This window comes from Pseudomonas sp. ICMP22404, from assembly GCF_006227205.1.
GTDB lineage: Bacteria > Pseudomonadota > Gammaproteobacteria > Pseudomonadales > Pseudomonadaceae > Aquipseudomonas.
The window spans coordinates 215,141-231,671 of sequence record NZ_VCNG01000011.1; the positions used below are offsets into that span (position 1 = coordinate 215,141).

Here is a 16,531-nt window from a genome sequence, read left to right on the forward strand (position 1 = left end):
GGAATATTGGCTGACACACCGCTATCGCGAGCAGGCTCGCTCCCACATGGGCTTCTGGGGTTTAAACAAAAAAGAAGGCCGGATTCAGAACGTTCCTACAGTTCGTAGAATTTTTACTCTAAAAATGACCATTGCATATTCTTGAGTCGGATTAGTGACCGTGTCGGCCACTTTTGGCTCTAGTCGACCCTTGGCAAAGCTGCTACTCTCGGCGCGCTTTTGTGACTTCTCGGCCTTCATCCAAGCCAGATTCACCAACAAACACACCAATAATAATCGCATCAAATGCGGTGAGAATTCGCGTTGCTGAGGAGTGGGCTTCCATGATCGAAGACTTTTGGAAGGATAAGTACCCAGCTGGGATTGCTGCCGACATCAATCCAGACGAGTATCCGAATATTCAGGCGGTGTTGAAGCAGTCCTGCCAACGCTTCGCCGACAAGCCGGCATTCAGCAACCTCGGCAAGACAATCACCTACGGTGAACTGTACGAATTGTCCGGTGCCTTTGCCGCGTATCTGCAACAGCATACCGATTTGCAGCCGGGCGATCGAATCGCCGTGCAATTGCCTAACGTTCTGCAATACCCGGTGGCAGTGTTCGGGGCCATTCGCGCCGGCCTCATCGTGGTCAATACCAACCCGCTGTACACCGCGCGGGAGATGGAGCACCAGTTCAACGATTCCGGCGCCAAGGCACTGGTGTGCCTGGCGAACATGGCGCACCTGGCCGAGACCGTGGTGCCGAAGACAGGCGTCAAGCACGTCATCGTCACCGAGGTGGCCGACCTGTTGCCGCCGCTCAAGCGGCTGCTGATCAACAGCGTGATCAAGTACGTCAAGAAGATGGTCCCGGCGTATCACCTGCCCAAGGCCGTCAAGTTCAACGACGTGCTGAGCAAGGGCCATGGCCGGCCAGTGACCGAAGCCAACCCGGGCAGCGATGACGTGGCCGTGTTGCAGTACACCGGTGGCACCACCGGCGTGGCCAAGGGGGCGATGCTGAGCCACCGCAACCTGGTGGCGAACATGCTGCAGTGCAAGGCGCTGATGGGTTCCAACCTCAATGAAGGTTGCGAAGTGCTGATCACGCCGCTGCCGCTGTACCACATCTATGCATTCACCTTCCATTGCATGGCAATGATGCTGATCGGCAACCACAACATCCTGATCAGCAACCCGCGCGACCTTCCGGCGATGGTCAAGGAACTGTCGAAGTGGAAGTTCAGCGGTTTCGTCGGCCTCAATACCCTGTTCGTGGCACTGTGCAACAACGAAGGTTTCCGCAAGCTGGATTTCTCCGCGTTGAAAGTCACCTTGTCTGGCGGCATGGCCCTGCAACTGGCCGCTGCCGAGCGCTGGAAAGCGGTCACCGGTTGCCCGATCTGCGAAGGCTATGGCATGACTGAAACCAGTCCGGTGGCCACGGTCAACCCGATCCAGAACATCCAGGTCGGCACCATCGGCATTCCGGTGCCATCGACGCTGTGCAAGGTCATCAATGACGCAGGCGTCGAACTGCCTCTGGGCGAAGTCGGCGAGCTGTGCGTCAAAGGTCCGCAGGTGATGAAGGGCTACTGGCAGCGCCAGGAGGCCACCGACGAAATCCTCGACAGCGAAGGCTGGCTCAAGACCGGTGACATCGCGCTGATCCAGCCGGACGGCTACATGCGCATTGTCGACCGCAAGAAGGACATGATCCTGATCTCCGGCTTCAACGTGTACCCCAACGAGCTGGAAGACGTGCTGGCGACCCTGCCGGGCGTGCTGCAATGCGCCGCCATCGGTGTACCGGACGAGAAGTCCGGCGAGGCGATCAAGATCTTCATCGTCGTGCGACCCGGAGCCACGCTGACCAAGGAGCAAGTGATGGAGCACATGCGCGCCAACGTCACCGGCTACAAGGTGCCCAAGGCGGTCGAGTTCCGCGATGCGTTGCCGACCACCAATGTGGGCAAGATCCTGCGACGTGAGTTGCGGGATGAAGAGCTCAGGAAGTTGGGTGTGAAGAAGTGAATTGCGTGTAAACAAAAAGCCCCGCCGAAGCGGGGCTTTTTGTTGGGTGGCTACTTGAAGCGACGCCGTGTGGGAGTGAACTGTGGGAGCAAGGCTTGCCCGCGATGAAGTTGATTCGGTCTGCTTGGCGTCGTGGTGCCTTCATCGCGGGCAAGCCTTGCTCCCACATAATCCCCAAGCTACATACGTCGGCGGTCGGGGTTACAGCCTGAACTGCGCAAAATCCAGGTTGGTGCCTCCCGGTCGCAGGTCTTGCAGGTACGAATCCCTGTCGGCGCTCAGCTCCAGGCTCAAGGCCGCCTTGCGCTTGCCTTGGTTGCGCACTTCCAGGCCTTCCATTTTTTCCCGCAGGAACACGGTCGGCACTTTCAGGTGCAGCAATTCGTCGGTGGCCGGAGTGTGCAGGAGCAGATGAATCCATTCGTACTGGCCGACAGCCAGGCGGGTCACCGGGATGTTGAACCAGAAGATGTTGCGGTTGCGGTTCAATTCGCTGAAATGGCAGTTGTTGACGCCCAGGACGGCGCCGCCCAGTTCCTGGTTTCTGCGGGCGATGGCCTGCTTCTTATCGAGTTTCATAACGTTCCTACGGGATTAAAGCTTCGGGCCGGGCCTGAATACATGCGGCATTCTCGACGGTTGCCGGGCAAACATAAAGCCCTGCCGGTGCGAAGAATGAAACTTGCGCTGTGGGGCATTGGTCAATTCTGCGTCGGGATGAGATTGTCCCAAAGTCGCCAAACAGGCTACTTTGAGGTAAAAAACGCCCCTTGAGTCGCCACGCGACCCCTTTTTTGCGGCGAAAGGAGACGCTCATGATATTTCCGGACATGAAAGGCTTGCCTTTGCATCGCGTGATGATGCGTACGGTGACCGAGTTTCTCGACGACGAGATGTCGACCTACGCCTCGGCACTGGCCTACCAGATGCTGTTTTCCCTGTTTCCTTTCATCCTCTTTCTGATCGCGCTGATCGGCTTCCTGCATCTGCCGGATTTCTTCTCGTGGCTGCGCCTGCAGTCGGAGCTGGTGCTGCCGCCCCAGGCGCTGGAGCAGGTCAACCCGGTGATCGACCAACTCCAGCAATCCAAGGGCGGGCTGTTGTCGGTGGGTATCGTGGTTGCGTTGTGGACCGCCTCGGCCGGGGTGCGGCTGATGATGAGCGCCATGAACGCCGCCTACGATGTGGTCGAGGGACGTCCGGCCTGGAAGCGCTTTCCGCTGTCGATTTTCTATACGGTCGGCATCGCCGGCATGCTGCTCATCGCGGCGGCTCTGATGGTCCTCGGTCCGCAGGTGATGGAGTGGATTGCGGCCCAGGTCGGGTTGGAGGAATTCATCGTCACGCTCTGGACGATCGTGCGTTGGCCGGTGATCGTGATCCTGTTGATGGTGGCGGTGGCATTGATCTACTACGTGATGCCGGACGTGAAGCAAGAGTTTCGCTTCATCACGCCGGGCTCGGTGCTGGCCGTGGTGGTCTGGATCATCGCCTCCCTGGGCTTCGCTTTTTACGTCAAGACCTTTGCCAACTACAACGCCATGTATGGCAGTATCGGCGCGATCATCGTGTTGCTGCTGTACTTCTATATCTCGGCGGCGGTGCTGTTGCTGGGCGCGGAGATGAACGCGGTGATCGAACACATGTCCGCCGAAGGCAAGGAGCCTGGTGAGAAGGTGCCCGGCGAGCACTGGAAGCACCATGTCTCGGGACTGGCGCGCGACCACTCCATCAAACCGGACGCCGATCCGAACGCAGAAGAAGCCCGACCATGATTCGAGAAATCCTCAAGATGGGCGATGCGCGCCTGCTGCGAATCGCTCCACCGGTCCCGCCGCAGATGTTCGACACCCCAGAGCTGTGGCAATTGATCGACGACATGTTCCAGACCATGGAAAGCGTCGGCGGCGTCGGCCTGGCGGCGCCGCAGATCGGGGTGGACCTGCAACTGGTGATTTTCGGCTTCGACCACAGCGAGCGTTACCCCGATGCGGAGGCAGTGCCCCAGACCATCCTGATCAACCCGCTGATCACGCCGCTGAGCCCGTTGCTGGAAGAAGGTTTCGAAGGTTGCCTGTCGGTGCCCGGCCTGCGGGGGGCGGTCGATCGCTTTCAGCACATCCGTTACGAAGGCTTCGATCCCAAGGGCGAGCCGATCGTGCGGACAGCCTCGGGCTTTCATGCACGGGTGGTGCAGCATGAATGCGACCACCTGATCGGGCGCTTGTACCCGTCGCGGATCACTGACTTCAGCAAGTTCGGGTTTACCGAAGTGATGTTCCCGGATCTGGACCCGACGGCCGACGACTGAACCTTCACCTCAATCACTTGTGGGAGCGAGCCTGCTCGCGATAGCGGTGGGTCAGCTTGCATCGTTGTGGAATGTCCTGCCGCCTTCGCGAGCAGGCTCGCTCCCACAGGGCATCAGGACCGGCTTCCCGGCTCCAACCCCATCGCAATCATCGGCTTGCTGCGGGCATACCGGCTCAGGCGCTCGGCCATCGCATAGGGCAGGGCGGGCTCGAACATGAAGCCGTGCCGTTCATAGAACCCGCGCAATTCCGGGTGGCAGAACAGCCACACCGGTGCGTCCACGGCTTTCACCGCTTCGCTGATCAAGCGTGCCGCGACACCTTGCCCGCGGTGTGCCGGGTCGACAAACAACCCCGTCAACCAGTGCCCGCCCGCCACTGATCGCAAGCAGAGGGCGGCGACGATGTCATCCTGCCTCGCCACCCACAGCTGCGCGTCACGCACGGCTTTCATCGAGGATTGATGGGCGCGGTAGAACTTGTTCATCAGCGGCCACAGCGGTTCATCGAGCAGCGCATAGCGGATTTCGGACATGGCAACGTCGTGGAGGGGGAGGAGGGCAGATTATAAGGGAACACGTTTCGATAAACCTGTGGGAGCAAGCTTTGCTCCCACAGGTTTGCACTCCGGCGGCTCATCTGCTGGCCGCCGGCGGGCTCAGAGGGACGTGAGGAGCATCGCCGCGGCCGGATCCTTATCGCCCGTGTCGCGCTGTTCCTGGGCCTTTTCCACCTGCGCCATCGCGGACTTGTCCTGCATGCGCTGGGCAATTTCCTGGCCGACCGCCAGTTGCTTCTCGGGTGGCATCGCCTCGTATTCCTCTTCGCTGATACCCATCTCGGCGAGAATGGCGTCACGTAGGCGCTCTTCAGGCGTCTTGCTCATGTAGTCCTTGAAATCCTTCAGTGCCGAACTGTCGGTCTGGCTCGCCGGGGCATCCTGGGCAGCGGTGGTCTGCAACTGCACGCGGGTCTTGGCGAACGCCTCATCGACGTTGTCGCTGATGGCCGTGGCCGCGTTGACCTGTTGCGTAGCCTGTTGGGTGACGGACTCCCGCACCTGGGCATTGCCCTGGCTCGCCTGGGCCTGGACGTTATCGCGCAACGCCTGTAGCGCGGCGCTTTGCAGGCCGCTGGCGGCGTCGGCGGTCGGGTCCTCGCCCGGACGCTTGAGCGGCAGAATCATTGCCTGTTGTTTGGCACTGACCAACATGATGGGCACCTGTAGGTAATGGCTGAGCGATGGGCAGGAGCAATTCCCATGCCGACGCCGGGTGCCCCGTGTTTCGAGGGATGCAGGGCGGTGGGCGAGGCGAAGCGGCCAGCCCTTGCCGTTGACCGGCAGGGATCGACCGCCTCGGCGCGGCGAGGGGGAGGGGTCAGGTACTTTCGCGAATCTTGAGCTCGAACCCCATGTCCACCACGGGTTGGGCGATGCGGTTGCCTGCCATCAACGTCAGCATCTGTTCGGCGGCACGGCGGCCGATGGCTTCCCGTGGCGTGCTGATGCTGCTCAGGCGCGGCACCATGTGGGCCGAGGCGGGCAGGTCGTTGAAGCCGAGGACCGAGATCTGTTCGGGAATCCTGATGCCACAGCGCAAGGCTTCGAACAGGGCGCCATGGGCAAGGTCGTCGTTGCCGAAGAAGATCCCATCGACATCCGGGTGGCTGGCCAGCAGTTGCAGAAACAACTCGCCGCCCAGGCCCACCGATGACGGGCGCGGTGTCAGCAGCTCCAAGTCCGGGTCGTACAGCCCGGCCTTCTGCAGGGCCCGGCGAAAACCTTCGCCGCGCAACAAGGTGCGCTGGTCCAGTTGTGCGCCGATGTAGGCCAGGCGTTTGCGACCGCGGGAGATCAGGTGTTCGGCCGCCGTCTCGCCGGCCTTGAGCTGGGAAAAGCCGACGCAGTTGAGCCCCGCCCCGGGGTCCAGTTCCATCATGTAGACACACGGAATGTTGCTGGCCTCGATCATGCGGCGGGCGCTTTCAGTGCGGTCGAAACCTGTCAGCAGCAAGCCACGGGGCTGATAGGCCATGTAGTTGCGCAGCAGGTCTTCTTCTTCATCCCGGGAGTAGTGATAGTTGCCGATCACCACTTCGAAGCCCTTGGGCCTCAAGACACGGTGAATGGCTTCCAGGGTGTCGATGAACAGCAGGTTGGACAGCGACGGCACCAACACCACCACCGAATGGCTCTGGGCCGAAGCCAGGGCGCGGGCGGCGGGATTGACGACATAATTGAGTGCCTGAGCCGCCTGTCGGACCTTTTCCACCAGGTCGGTGGCCACGGTGCTGACGCCGCGCAAGGCACGGGAGGCGGTGATGGGGCTGACACCGGCCAGGCGTGCGACTTCGTTGAGCGTAGGGCGACCGGTGGTGCGGGTATTCTTATCGTTCTTGGGGACGGTCATCAGGTGGCTTGCCAAACAAAAATCAAGGCACTAAGGTAGCGCTGTCTCGACGCGGCTGCAAATGCGCGAGTGGGGTTTGCCTGAATCCCATCCGTTGGTGTCGTGAACGAAAAATGCTGCAACCACAAAAATGACAAGAAGGCGTCGGCAACTTCTGCTTTTGCTGCGGTGTCATAACTGGCAAAGGTAGCGCTGTCTGCGCGCTGAGGTGTTACATGAACAATCCCATCACCGCCCTGGTCATCATGGGCGTTGCCGGTTGCGGCAAGACTTGCGTCAGCCAGGCCCTGTGCCAACTGAGCGGCGCCACCGCCATCGAAGGCGACACATTCCACCCCGCGGCCAACATCCAGAAGATGAGCGCCGGTATTCCCCTGAACGACGACGACCGTGCCGGCTGGCTAGACAGCCTGTGCGATGAGTTGCGCCGCATCGACGCCAAGGGCGAGCGTCCGGTGTTGACCTGCTCGGCCCTCAAGCACAGTTATCGCGAGCGTCTGCGCAGCGCCTTGCCTGGCCTGGGTTTCGTGTTCCTGGAACTGACGCCCGAAGTGGCGGCCGACCGTGTGTCCCATCGCCCCGGCCATTTCATGCCGTCGACGTTGATCGACAGTCAGTTCGCCACCCTTGAATCCCCCGTCGGCGAACCTCTGGTCCTGGCCCTGGATGCGTCCAGCCACGGCGTCGATGAGCTGGCTCGCCAGGCTTACACCTGGTGGTTGGAACACGGTTTGAAGCTGGCCAGTTGAACTCGATCATTTTTGCGTCAGAAAGATAGCGCTGTCCCGACGGCTTACAAATAACTGCTTCAATAACAACAACAAATCAGGAGACACCCCTCATGTTTGGCATGTCCCACGAGACGTTCCTACTGCTCGATGCAGTGGTCACGGTGATCGGACTCATCCTCCTCATCACCCAGTTCAAATTCCACCCGTTCATTGCCCTGACCATCGCGGCCGCGTTTCTCGGCCTGACGTCGGGCATGCCGATCGGCACCATCATCAAGGCCTTCCAGGATGGTTTCGGCGGCGTGCTGGGCTTTGTCGGGATCATCCTGGCCCTGGGCACCATGCTCGGTAAGATGATGGCCGAGTCGGGCGGGGCGGATCAGATCGCCCAGACCTTGATCCGCGCCTTCGGTAAGGACAAAGTGCAGTGGGCCATGATGTTCGCCGCGTTCCTGGTGGGGATCCCGCTGTTCTTCGAAATCGGTTTCGTGCTGCTGATCCCGCTGGTGTTCATCGTGGCGCGCCGCACCGGCGTGTCGATCATCAAGATCGGTATCCCGCTGCTCGCCGGCCTGTCCGCGGTGCACGGCCTGGTGCCGCCACACCCGGGCCCGCTGCTGGCCATCGGCGTGTTCGGTGCCGACATCGGCAAGACCATTCTCTATGGCCTGATCGTAGCCTTGCCGACCGCCATCATTGCCGGTCCGATTTTCGGTACGTTCATCGCCAAGCACATCCCTGGCCACGCCAATCAGGAGCTGGTCGATCAATTGGCCCGTGAGCCCGAGGCCAAGGAACTGCCGAGCTTCGGCATCACCCTGGTCACCGTGCTGCTGCCAGTGTTCCTGATGCTGCTCAAGACCTTTGCCGACGTGGTGCTGCCGGACGGCAACATCTTCCGCACCTTCATGGACCTGATCGGTCACCCGATCTCGGCACTGCTGCTGGCCTTGCTGCTGTCGCTGTACACCTTCGGCCATCGCCAGGGCATCGGTTCCAACCAGATCCTGAAGTTGCTCGACGCGAGCCTGGCGCCGACTGCCGCGATCATCCTGATCATCGGTGCCGGTGGTGGCTTCAAGCAGATGCTGGTGACCAGCGGCGTGGGTGACGTGATCGGCCATATGGCCGTGAGTGCGCAGATTTCGCCGATCCTGCTGGCCTGGCTGGTCGCAGCGGTGATTCGTATCGCCACCGGCTCGGCCACCGTCGCCACCATCACTGGCGCAGGCATCGTGGTTCCGGTGGTAGGGATGATTCCAGGTGTGAACCGTGAGCTACTGGTGCTAGCCACCGGCGCCGGTTCGTTGATTCTGTCTCACGTCAATGATGCGGGCTTCTGGCTGGTCAAGCAGTACTTCAACATGACCGTGGCCGAAACCTTCAAGACCTGGACGGCGATGGAAACCATCCTGTCGGTGGTGGGGTTGGGCTTCATCCTGTTGCTGTCGCTGGTGGTCTAAAGACCCAGCACAAACAACTGTGGGAGCGAGCCTGCTCGCGATGGCGGTATGTCAGAAGCATCCATGCAACTGACCCACCGCTATCGCGAGCAGGCTCGCTCCCACATTGGGCTTGTATCAGGCGTTGGTCTTGCCGACCAACCCATCCGCCCGGAACATCGCCCGGATCCCACGCACAGCCTGGCGGATCCGGTCCTGGTTCTCGATCAGCGCAAAGCGCACATGATCATCCCCATATTCGCCGAAGCCCACGCCCGGTGAGACGCAGACCTTGGCTTCGGCCAGCAGCTTCTTGGCAAACTCCAGCGAGCCCAGGTGGGCATAGGCTTCGGGAATCTTGGCCCAGACGTACATCGACGCCTTGGGGTTCTCCACCATCCAACCCAGTTCATGCAGGCCCTTGACCAACACATTGCGGCGCTGGCGGTACTGCTCGGCGATGTCGCGCACGCATTGTTGGTCGCCTTCCAGCGCGGCGATGGCGGCCACCTGCAAGGGCGTGAAGGTGCCGTAGTCGTGGTAGCTCTTGATCCGTGCCAGGGCGCTGACCAGTTCCGGGTTGCCGACCATGAAGCCAATGCGCCAGCCGGCCATGTTGTAACTCTTGGACAGGGTGAAGAACTCCACCGCAATGTCTTTTGCGCCGGGCACCTGCATGATCGATGGCGCTTTCCAGCCGTCGTAGACGATGTCGGCGTAGGCCAGGTCGTGGATCACCAGCACATCGTACTGCTTGGCCAGGGCGATGACCCGTTCGAAGAAATCCAGTTCCACGCACTGGGCGGTGGGGTTGGACGGGAAGCCCAGGATCATCATCTTCGGCTTGGGAATCGAACCTCGAATGGCCCGCTCCAGTTCGTCGAAGAAATCCACGCCCGGTATCAGCGGCACCGAGCGCACCTGGGCGCCGGCGATCACTGCGCCGTAAATATGGATCGGGTAGCTGGGGTTGGGCACCAGTACCGTGTCGCCCTGGTCCAGGGTCGCCAGCATCAGGTGGGCCAGGCCTTCCTTGGAGCCGATGGTGACGATGGCTTCGCTTTCAGGGTCGATGTCCACCTCGTAGCGGTCCTTGTACCAGCGCGAAATGGCGCGGCGCAGGCGCGGGATGCCTTTGGAGGTGGAGTATCCATGGGTGTCTTCACGCTGGGCGACGGTGACCAGTTTTTCCACGATGTGTGGGGGCGTGGCGCCGTCGGGGTTACCCATGCTCAAGTCGATGATGTCTTCGCCGCGCCGACGCGCAGCCATCTTCAGCTCGGCAGTGATATTGAATACGTAAGGGGGGAGTCGATCGATGCGCGCAAAGCGGCGCGGCGAACCTTGTTCGGCCATTGTTGCCTCGAGATACGTGAGCGCCCGGAACCGTCCGAGCGACGTTGGCCACTGCGGTGGCCTGCGGCGCAAGATAATGGCCGCCATGGCCGCTTGTCCAGTGGCGGCCCACAACTATTTTCGACGACACTGTCGACCCGTCCGTGGAATGCGTGCGGACTGCTCAATTCGCCATACCCAACCCGAACGGAATGATGATGGAATTTTCCAGCGGTTTTTTGCTGAGTCTCTCCCTGTGCCTGGACATTGGCGTCGCCAATATCGCGATGATCACGCTTGCCATGCAACGTGGTTATTTCCAGGGCTTTGCCCTGGGCCTGGGCACCTGCGTGGGCGACTTGGTCTATGCGGTGCTGGCCCTGGCCGGCATGACGGTGTTGCTGCAATACGAAGCGGTGCGCTGGGTGCTATGGATCGGCGGTTCGGTGCTGTTGCTGTATTTCGCGGCGAAAATGGTCCATTCGGCGATTTATCACGGCGCAGTGCTGGAACAGGCGGGTGAGGCGCGGGGCAACTCCTCTGGCCAGGAATTTCTGCGCGGGATCTTCCTGGCCATGTCGTCGCCCAGTGCCATTCTCTGGTTCGCGGCCGTGGGCGGTACGCTCATCGCCCGCTCAGGAGGTGGCACTGTGCTCAGCTCGATACTTTTCCTCGGTGGTTTCCTCTGCGCCGGGCTGCTGTGGAGTGCCGGCCTGTGCCTGGCGGCGACCCAGGGCGGAAAATTATTGGGGGATAAATTGCTGCGTTATTCCTATTGGGCATCCGCTGCGATCTTCTGTTATTTCGCTGTTTACGTGATCGTTTCTGGCTACAACGAGTTTGTAGGGGCCTCTGTAGCGACGCTGGTTCCCGCGGCCTGATAAGCGAAACGGCCCTGGCATTCATGGTTTGGCTTCTATACTGCCAAACCCGACCTCATGTTTTGCGGAGTGTTGACGCATGGAAAAGCCCCAACGCGATTACACAGCCGAGCCACGCTTCGAACACGGAAACTTTCATCTTATCGCCGGTTTTGGCGGCCGTTTTACCCAGGAAACCGCCCAGGGTATCCCCCTGCTCTGGGAAAAGTTTTTGCCCTGGCTCGGTAACGTGCCAGGGCAGAAAAGCGAAGTTACCTACGGTGTGTGTTGCAACCCGGACGGGAACGGCGGATTCGAATACATCGCCGGGGTGGAGATCAGTCGACTCGACGATCTGCCGGAACAGTACCGCTGGATCGAAATCCAGCCCGCTCACTATGCGGTGTTCGAACACCATGGGCCATTGAAGAGCCTGCAGGACACCTTTCACTACATCTGGAATGTCTGGTTGCCCCAATCGGGTCACGAAGCGGCGGACGCTCCGGAGTTCGAGCGCTACAGCGAAGACTTCAACCCCAAGACCAACGAAGGAACTCTGGAGATCTGGATACCGCTCAAAAGCTAGTGGCCTGTACGGTTAATTCGAGTACTCAAATTAGCCACACAGGCCACTAGGGCCCTGGAACATCAAGCCCATCCGCCGCTCATAACCGATGCGGCCCTTGTAGGCTTCGCCACAGTCGATCCAGCCCATTTGGGTGTACAGGCCAATAGCCGATTCGTTATCGGCATCGACCGCGAGCTCCAACCCCCTGATTTCCGGCCAGGCCGCACGCGCCACTGCGGGCAGTGCTTGCAGGCAGGCCCTGCCGTGACCCTTGCCCTGGGCCCGGCGATCGACCTGCAGGGCATGCAGGGTTGCGCTGTGCTCATCGGCCCAGGCGGGCAACATGGGCGGACGCTTGAGCAGCAGGAACGCCACCGGCGCGCCGTCGACCAGCAACGCGAAACCCTTGACCCCCGGGCAGGGCCGGGACAGCAACATGTGCAGTGCACCGTGGATATCGCCGGAGAACCGGATCTGTTCGGGAAGGAGCTCGATGGCTTCCACCTGTTGGCGCTGGGCAGCGCTCAGATTTTCATAGTCGACAAGTTGAGCAGTCACAGTCACGTCCGTTGTTTGTCTGCAGGATGGAGCGCAATTCTAGCGAATTTTCTTCCTTGAATTATTTTCATCCGAGATGTCGATTCGCCGTCTCCCCAAACGACAAAGGGTGTCTTCAACAAAAACTGTGGAGAATCACCATGAACACCCAAGCCACCGAAACCGAAATCCAGGCCCTGATCGATACCTATCGTCAGGCCGTCATGGCCAAGGACGTTGAAAAAGTCATGGCGCTCTATGCCGACGACATCGTCTCGTTCGACGCCATCCAGGCCCTGCAATTCAAGGGCAAGGTCGCCTATCGCGCCCATTGGCAGGCCTGCATGGAAATGTGCCCCGGCCCGCACAAGTTCGACTTCCACCAGGTCAAGATCAACGTGGCGGACAGCATCGCTTTCGCCCATTGGCTGGCCTATTGCGGTGGCACCAACGACAAGGGCGAAGAACAGGCGTGCTGGATGCGAGTGACGGCCTGCTACCAACGTGTGGCGGGACAGTGGAAGATCGTCCATGAACATTGGTCGGCGCCGTTCGATCCGATGGCGGGCACGGCGATCTTCGATCTTCAGCCCTGATCGTCGGTTTTTTCGCCGCCGCGTCCTTCTACCGTCATAGTTGATCCGTTCGATCCCGGAGTTTTCCATGAAGTACTTATGCCTGGTGTATAGCAACGAACAAACGCTGCACAGCTCGCCCGACAGCCCGGAGGACGCCGAGTGCATGGCCTACGCCGAGTCGATCCAGGGCAGCGGGCGGATGATCGCCGCCGAGGCCCTGGAGTCGGTGCAGACCGCGACCACCGTGCGCATGCGCGGCGGCAAGCTGTCGATCACCGACGGACCGTTCGCCGAGACCAAGGAACAACTGGCGGGTTTCTACCTGATCGACGCCAAGGACTTGAACGAGGCCATCCAGGTCGCCGGCAACATCCCGGCGGCCCGGGTCGGTTGTGTCGAAGTCCGACCGGTGCGCCAATTGAACCCCTGAACAACAATCACAAACAGGATTCGATTCATGAACCTCACACCTGCTGCTTTCGAGTTGTCCATCAGTCGGCTGATCGATGCCCCGCGCCAGAAGATCTTCCGAGCCTGGACCGAGCCTGCCCTGCTGGTCCAGTGGTGGGGGCCCCACGGCATGACCACGCCGGAATGCGAAATGGACCTGTGGGTAGGCGGTCAGTTTCGCACCCTGATGCGTGCGCCTGACGGCAGCGAATACCCGACCATGGGGGTGTTCCTGGAAATCGTCGCCCCCCGGCGGCTGGTGTTCACCGATGCGTTCGTGCCTGGCTGGGTACCCTCTGGCAAGGCCTTCATGACCGCCGAGGTGGTGCTTGAAGAGGAGGGCGGAAAAACTCGCTACACCGCCCGAGCCCTGCACTGGAGCGAAGAGGACCGGCAGGCCCACGAGGCCATGGGGTTCCATGACGGCTGGGGCCAGAGCCTGGACCGGCTCGAAGCGTTGGTCACCCAAGGCATGCCCGACTGATGTCGGCCGATGTGGTCAAGGCGCGGGTCGAGCAGGTCTATCGGCAAGACTCGCGGCGGATCCTGGCAACGCTGATTCGCTTGCTGGGGGATTTCGACCTGGCGGAGGAAGCCCTGCACGAAGCCTTCTTCATTGCGGTCGAGCGTTGGCAACGTGACGGTGTGCCGGACAACCCTAGGGCCTGGCTGGTGTCCGCCGGGCGCTTCAAGGCCATCGACAGTTTGCGCAGGCGAGCGCGCTTCGCGGCGTCCCAGCCAATGCTGATCGCCCAGCTCGAGGCGCTTGAACAGTCTGACTGGAGCGACGAAGACGTGGAAGACGATCGTCTGCGGCTGATTTTCACCTGTTGCCATCCGGCCCTGGCGGCGGATGCCCAGGTGCCGTTGACGCTGCGGGAAGTCTGCGACCTGACCACCGAGGAAATCGCCCGTGCCTTCCTCGCCGCACCAGCCGCCATCGCCCAGCGTATCGTGCGGGCCAAGGCGAAGATTCGCGACGCGAAAATTCCCTACCAGGTCCCGTCCCGTCCGGAACTGCCCGAGCGCTTGGACAGTGTGCTGCGGGTGATCTACCTGGTGTTCAACGAAGGTTACTCGGCTTCGATGGGCGCCGAATTGACCCGAGAAGACCTGACCCGCGAAGCCATTCGCCTTGCACGGCTGCTGATGGAGTTGTTGCCTGAAGCCGAGGTCATGGGATTGTTGGCGCTGATGCTGTTGCACGAATCCCGGCGGACGGCGCGCACCTCGGACACTGGTGAGTTGGTGCTGCTGGATGAACAGGACCGCTCCTTGTGGAATGCACAACTGATTGCCGAAGGCTGCGGTTTGGTGGAAGCCGCGTTGAATACCCGCCGGTTTGGGCCTTATTGCCTGCAAGCGGCGATTGCCGCTGTTCACGCCGAAGCGCCTACCGCGCAGGAGACCGACTGGCCGCAAATCGTCGGGCTTTATGACGTGCTGCTGCGGGTCATGCCGTCACCGGTGATCGAACTCAATCGCGCTGTCGCTCTGGCCAAACGTGACGGGCCGGAGGCGGGATTGCGCCTGATCGAGGCGATCCTGGGGCGTGGCGACTTGCTTGACTATCATCTGGCTCACTCGGCACGGGCGGAATTCTGCCGGCAGTTGGGGCGAGTGGAAGAGGCGAGGGCGGCTTATCGGCGTGCGCTTGAATTGACACAGCAACTGCCGGAGCGACGGTTTCTTGAGGGGCGATTGGCGGAGTTGGCCAAGCAATAAACCTGTGGGAGCGAGCCTGCTCGCGAAGGCGTCATGACATCCAGCATCTGCGTCGACTGACCCACCGCTTCGCGAGCAGGCTCGCTCCCACAGGGGATCGCATTTCAAATGTGGGAGCGGGTTCTTCTGCCCATGAAAAAGGCGACCCGGAGGTCGCCTTTTTCAGTCAGCCCAGCGTTGATCAGAACTCGTGATCAGCGTTGTCCGGGTTCAGGTCGCTGATGCCCAGTTTGCCGGCAGCCTGTTCGATCGAACCGGTCTGCTTGACCAGGGCGGCGATGGCGTCGCGGACGATCTGGTTGCCGGCGGTGTTGCCGGCAGCGATCAACTGGTCGTAGTGCTCACCCTTGTTGGCGTGATCGACCATGACCTGGATCTTGGCTTCGGTATCGGCCAGGTCGGCCTTGAGCGCGGTATCCGCGGCCGGGTCGGCCTTGGCCACCAGGGACGACAGGCTGGCGCCGGTCATCTTGGTACCGTCGACGCGGGTGTATTCGCCCAGGTACACGTTACGCACGCCCTTGGCGTCGTAGAAGTGCGAGTTGTGGGTGTTGTCGCTGAAGCAGTCCTGCTCGTCTTCTGGCGAGTTGGCTTCCAGGGATACCTTCATGCGCTCGCCCGCCAGTTCACCGAGGGACAGGCTGCCCATGCCGAACAGCATCTTGCGCAGGCCGCTTTCGGCCGGCTCCGCTTCCAGGGTGGCGCGGTAGTTGTCGGCCACGTTCGGCTTCCAGTTACCGACCATTTCTTCCAGGTCGCTGACCAGCAACTGGGTCACGGACTTGAGGTAGGCACGACGACGGTCGTTGTGGCCGCCAGTGGCGCCGGCGCCTTCCAGGTAATCGGAAGCCGGGCGGTTGCCGGCGCCCGGGCCGGTGCCGTTGAGGTCCTGGCCCCACAGCAGGAATTCGATGGCGTGGTAGCCGGTGGCGACGTTGGCCTCGGAACCGCCCAGCTCATTCAGGCTGGCGAGTTTTTCCGGGGTGATGTCCTTCACGTCGACCTTGTCTTCACCCACCTGGACTTCGGTGTTGGCGATGATGTTGGCGGTGGCGCCTGGGTTGCCCAGCGCATGCTCGTAGGATTTGTCGACGTAGTCGATCAGGCCTTCGTCCAGGGGCCAGGCGTTCACCTGACCTTCCCAGTCGTCGATGATGGTGTTGCCGAAACGGAACACTTCGCTCTGCAGGTAAGGCACGCGTGCGGCGACCCAGGCAGCCCGGGCGGCTTTCAGGGTGTCGGCGTTCGGCTTGGCCAGGAACGCGTCGACGGCGGTTTGCAGGGTTTTTGCGGTAGATTCGGCATCGCTGTAGACGGCATAGACCATATCGGCATAGTGCGCGACGACAGCCTTGGCGGCGGCTTCGTCGAGCTTGCCGGCGGCAGCAGGGGCGGTCGGTGCCGCGGTGCTGGCGGCAGGCGTCGGCGCTTGCGGCGCGGCAGCCTTGTCCTTGCCTTCGCCGCAGCCGGCGAGGGAAATGGCGATGGCCAGCAGACTGGCGGTAGCCAGGGGCATACGAATCATGGCAAACATCCTGCTTCGAAAATGGATGGGACTGGCGCAAGG

Annotated in this window: 18 protein-coding genes; 11 read left to right on the forward strand and 7 right to left on the reverse strand. The window is 61.2% G+C overall.

Annotated elements, in window-relative coordinates:
* Window positions 1–323 precede the first annotated feature (323 nt).
* Window positions 324–2,015 carry a long-chain-fatty-acid--CoA ligase FadD1 gene (gene fadD1 / locus FGE05_RS19930; RefSeq protein WP_139647612.1) on the forward strand — a complete coding sequence of 564 codons (1,692 nt, stop codon included), beginning with the start codon at window positions 324–326 and terminating at the stop codon, window positions 2,013–2,015.
* A 201-nt stretch (window positions 2,016–2,216) separates the two neighbouring features.
* Here fadD1 and FGE05_RS19940 read toward each other — a convergent pair whose 3' ends face one another.
* Window positions 2,217–2,594: a hypothetical protein gene (locus FGE05_RS19940; RefSeq protein ID WP_139647614.1), complete on the reverse strand. Its 378-nt coding sequence runs from the start codon at window positions 2,592–2,594 to the stop codon at window positions 2,217–2,219.
* A 236-nt stretch (window positions 2,595–2,830) separates the two neighbouring features.
* Here FGE05_RS19940 and FGE05_RS19945 point away from each other — a divergent pair, with 236 nt between their 5' ends.
* Both FGE05_RS19945 and def read left to right on the forward strand, forming a co-directional pair.
* Window positions 2,831–3,790: a YihY/virulence factor BrkB family protein gene (locus tag FGE05_RS19945; protein ID WP_139647616.1), complete on the forward strand. Its 960-nt coding sequence runs from the start codon at window positions 2,831–2,833 to the stop codon at window positions 3,788–3,790.
* Entirely contained in the window at window positions 3,787–4,326 is a 540-nt protein-coding gene (def, locus tag FGE05_RS19950; protein ID WP_139647618.1) for a peptide deformylase, read from the forward strand. Before FGE05_RS19945 ends, def begins: the two co-directional genes overlap by 4 nt.
* 113 nt (window positions 4,327–4,439) lie before the next feature.
* Here the strand turns inward: def and FGE05_RS19955 are convergent, their stop codons facing one another.
* The 3 genes from FGE05_RS19955 to FGE05_RS19965 all read right to left on the reverse strand — a co-directional run bounded on the left by FGE05_RS19955 (window position 4,440) and on the right by FGE05_RS19965 (window position 6,738).
* Complete coding sequence (locus FGE05_RS19955) at window positions 4,440–4,862, reverse strand: GNAT family N-acetyltransferase (protein WP_139647621.1); 423 nt, start codon at window positions 4,860–4,862, stop codon at window positions 4,440–4,442.
* Window positions 4,863–4,985: 123 nt separating this feature from the next.
* Window positions 4,986–5,540, reverse strand: a complete 555-nt coding sequence (locus FGE05_RS19960; protein WP_139647623.1) for a hypothetical protein — start codon at window positions 5,538–5,540, stop codon at window positions 4,986–4,988.
* Between the two features lie 166 nt (window positions 5,541–5,706).
* Complete coding sequence (locus FGE05_RS19965) at window positions 5,707–6,738, reverse strand: LacI family DNA-binding transcriptional regulator (protein WP_139647625.1); 1,032 nt, start codon at window positions 6,736–6,738, stop codon at window positions 5,707–5,709.
* A 215-nt stretch (window positions 6,739–6,953) separates the two neighbouring features.
* Between FGE05_RS19965 and FGE05_RS19970 the strand changes: the two genes are divergently transcribed.
* Complete coding sequence (locus FGE05_RS19970; protein ID WP_139647627.1) at window positions 6,954–7,487, forward strand: gluconokinase; 534 nt, start codon at window positions 6,954–6,956, stop codon at window positions 7,485–7,487.
* A 92-nt stretch (window positions 7,488–7,579) separates the two neighbouring features.
* On the forward strand, window positions 7,580–8,932 hold the full coding sequence (locus tag FGE05_RS19975) for a GntP family permease (RefSeq protein ID WP_041023850.1): 1,353 nt from the start codon (window positions 7,580–7,582) through the stop codon (window positions 8,930–8,932).
* Between the two features lie 117 nt (window positions 8,933–9,049).
* Here the strand turns inward: FGE05_RS19975 and alaC are convergent, their stop codons facing one another.
* A complete protein-coding gene (gene alaC / locus FGE05_RS19980; protein ID WP_024781200.1) occupies window positions 9,050–10,267 on the reverse strand; it encodes an alanine transaminase in 1,218 nt (405 codons plus the stop codon).
* 197 nt (window positions 10,268–10,464) lie between these two features.
* On the opposite strand from alaC, the gene FGE05_RS19985 reads away from it, so the two are divergent.
* Together FGE05_RS19985 and FGE05_RS19990 are read left to right on the forward strand one after the other, a co-directional pair.
* A complete protein-coding gene (locus tag FGE05_RS19985) occupies window positions 10,465–11,127 on the forward strand; it encodes a LysE family translocator (RefSeq protein ID WP_139647629.1) in 663 nt (220 codons plus the stop codon).
* Between the two features lie 79 nt (window positions 11,128–11,206).
* A complete protein-coding gene (locus FGE05_RS19990) occupies window positions 11,207–11,692 on the forward strand; it encodes a GyrI-like domain-containing protein (protein WP_139647631.1) in 486 nt (161 codons plus the stop codon).
* Window positions 11,693–11,722: 30 nt separating this feature from the next.
* On the opposite strand, the gene FGE05_RS19995 is transcribed toward FGE05_RS19990, so the two are convergent.
* Entirely contained in the window at window positions 11,723–12,232 is a 510-nt protein-coding gene (locus FGE05_RS19995; RefSeq protein WP_139647632.1) for a GNAT family N-acetyltransferase, read from the reverse strand.
* Between the two features lie 140 nt (window positions 12,233–12,372).
* Between FGE05_RS19995 and FGE05_RS20000 the strand changes: the two genes are divergently transcribed.
* The 4 genes from FGE05_RS20000 to FGE05_RS20015 all read left to right on the forward strand — a co-directional run bounded on the left by FGE05_RS20000 (window position 12,373) and on the right by FGE05_RS20015 (window position 14,964).
* The gene (locus FGE05_RS20000; protein ID WP_024781204.1) at window positions 12,373–12,807 is read left to right on the forward strand and encodes an SgcJ/EcaC family oxidoreductase; all 435 of its coding nucleotides are present in this window, start codon (window positions 12,373–12,375) and stop codon (window positions 12,805–12,807) included.
* Between the two features lie 67 nt (window positions 12,808–12,874).
* Window positions 12,875–13,219 (forward strand): YciI family protein, encoded by a 345-nt coding sequence (locus FGE05_RS20005; protein WP_041023844.1) that lies wholly within the window; start codon window positions 12,875–12,877, stop codon window positions 13,217–13,219.
* Between the two features lie 27 nt (window positions 13,220–13,246).
* Window positions 13,247–13,723 (forward strand): SRPBCC family protein, encoded by a 477-nt coding sequence (locus FGE05_RS20010; protein WP_041023843.1) that lies wholly within the window; start codon window positions 13,247–13,249, stop codon window positions 13,721–13,723.
* Complete coding sequence (locus FGE05_RS20015) at window positions 13,723–14,964, forward strand: RNA polymerase sigma factor (RefSeq protein WP_139647634.1); 1,242 nt, start codon at window positions 13,723–13,725, stop codon at window positions 14,962–14,964. The genes FGE05_RS20010 and FGE05_RS20015 overlap by 1 nt, the downstream gene beginning before the upstream one ends.
* A gap of 181 nt (window positions 14,965–15,145) precedes the next feature.
* Here the strand turns inward: FGE05_RS20015 and FGE05_RS20020 are convergent, their stop codons facing one another.
* Window positions 15,146–16,489 (reverse strand): imelysin family protein, encoded by a 1,344-nt coding sequence (locus FGE05_RS20020; RefSeq protein ID WP_139647636.1) that lies wholly within the window; start codon window positions 16,487–16,489, stop codon window positions 15,146–15,148.
* Between the last annotated feature and the right edge of the window lie 42 nt (window positions 16,490–16,531).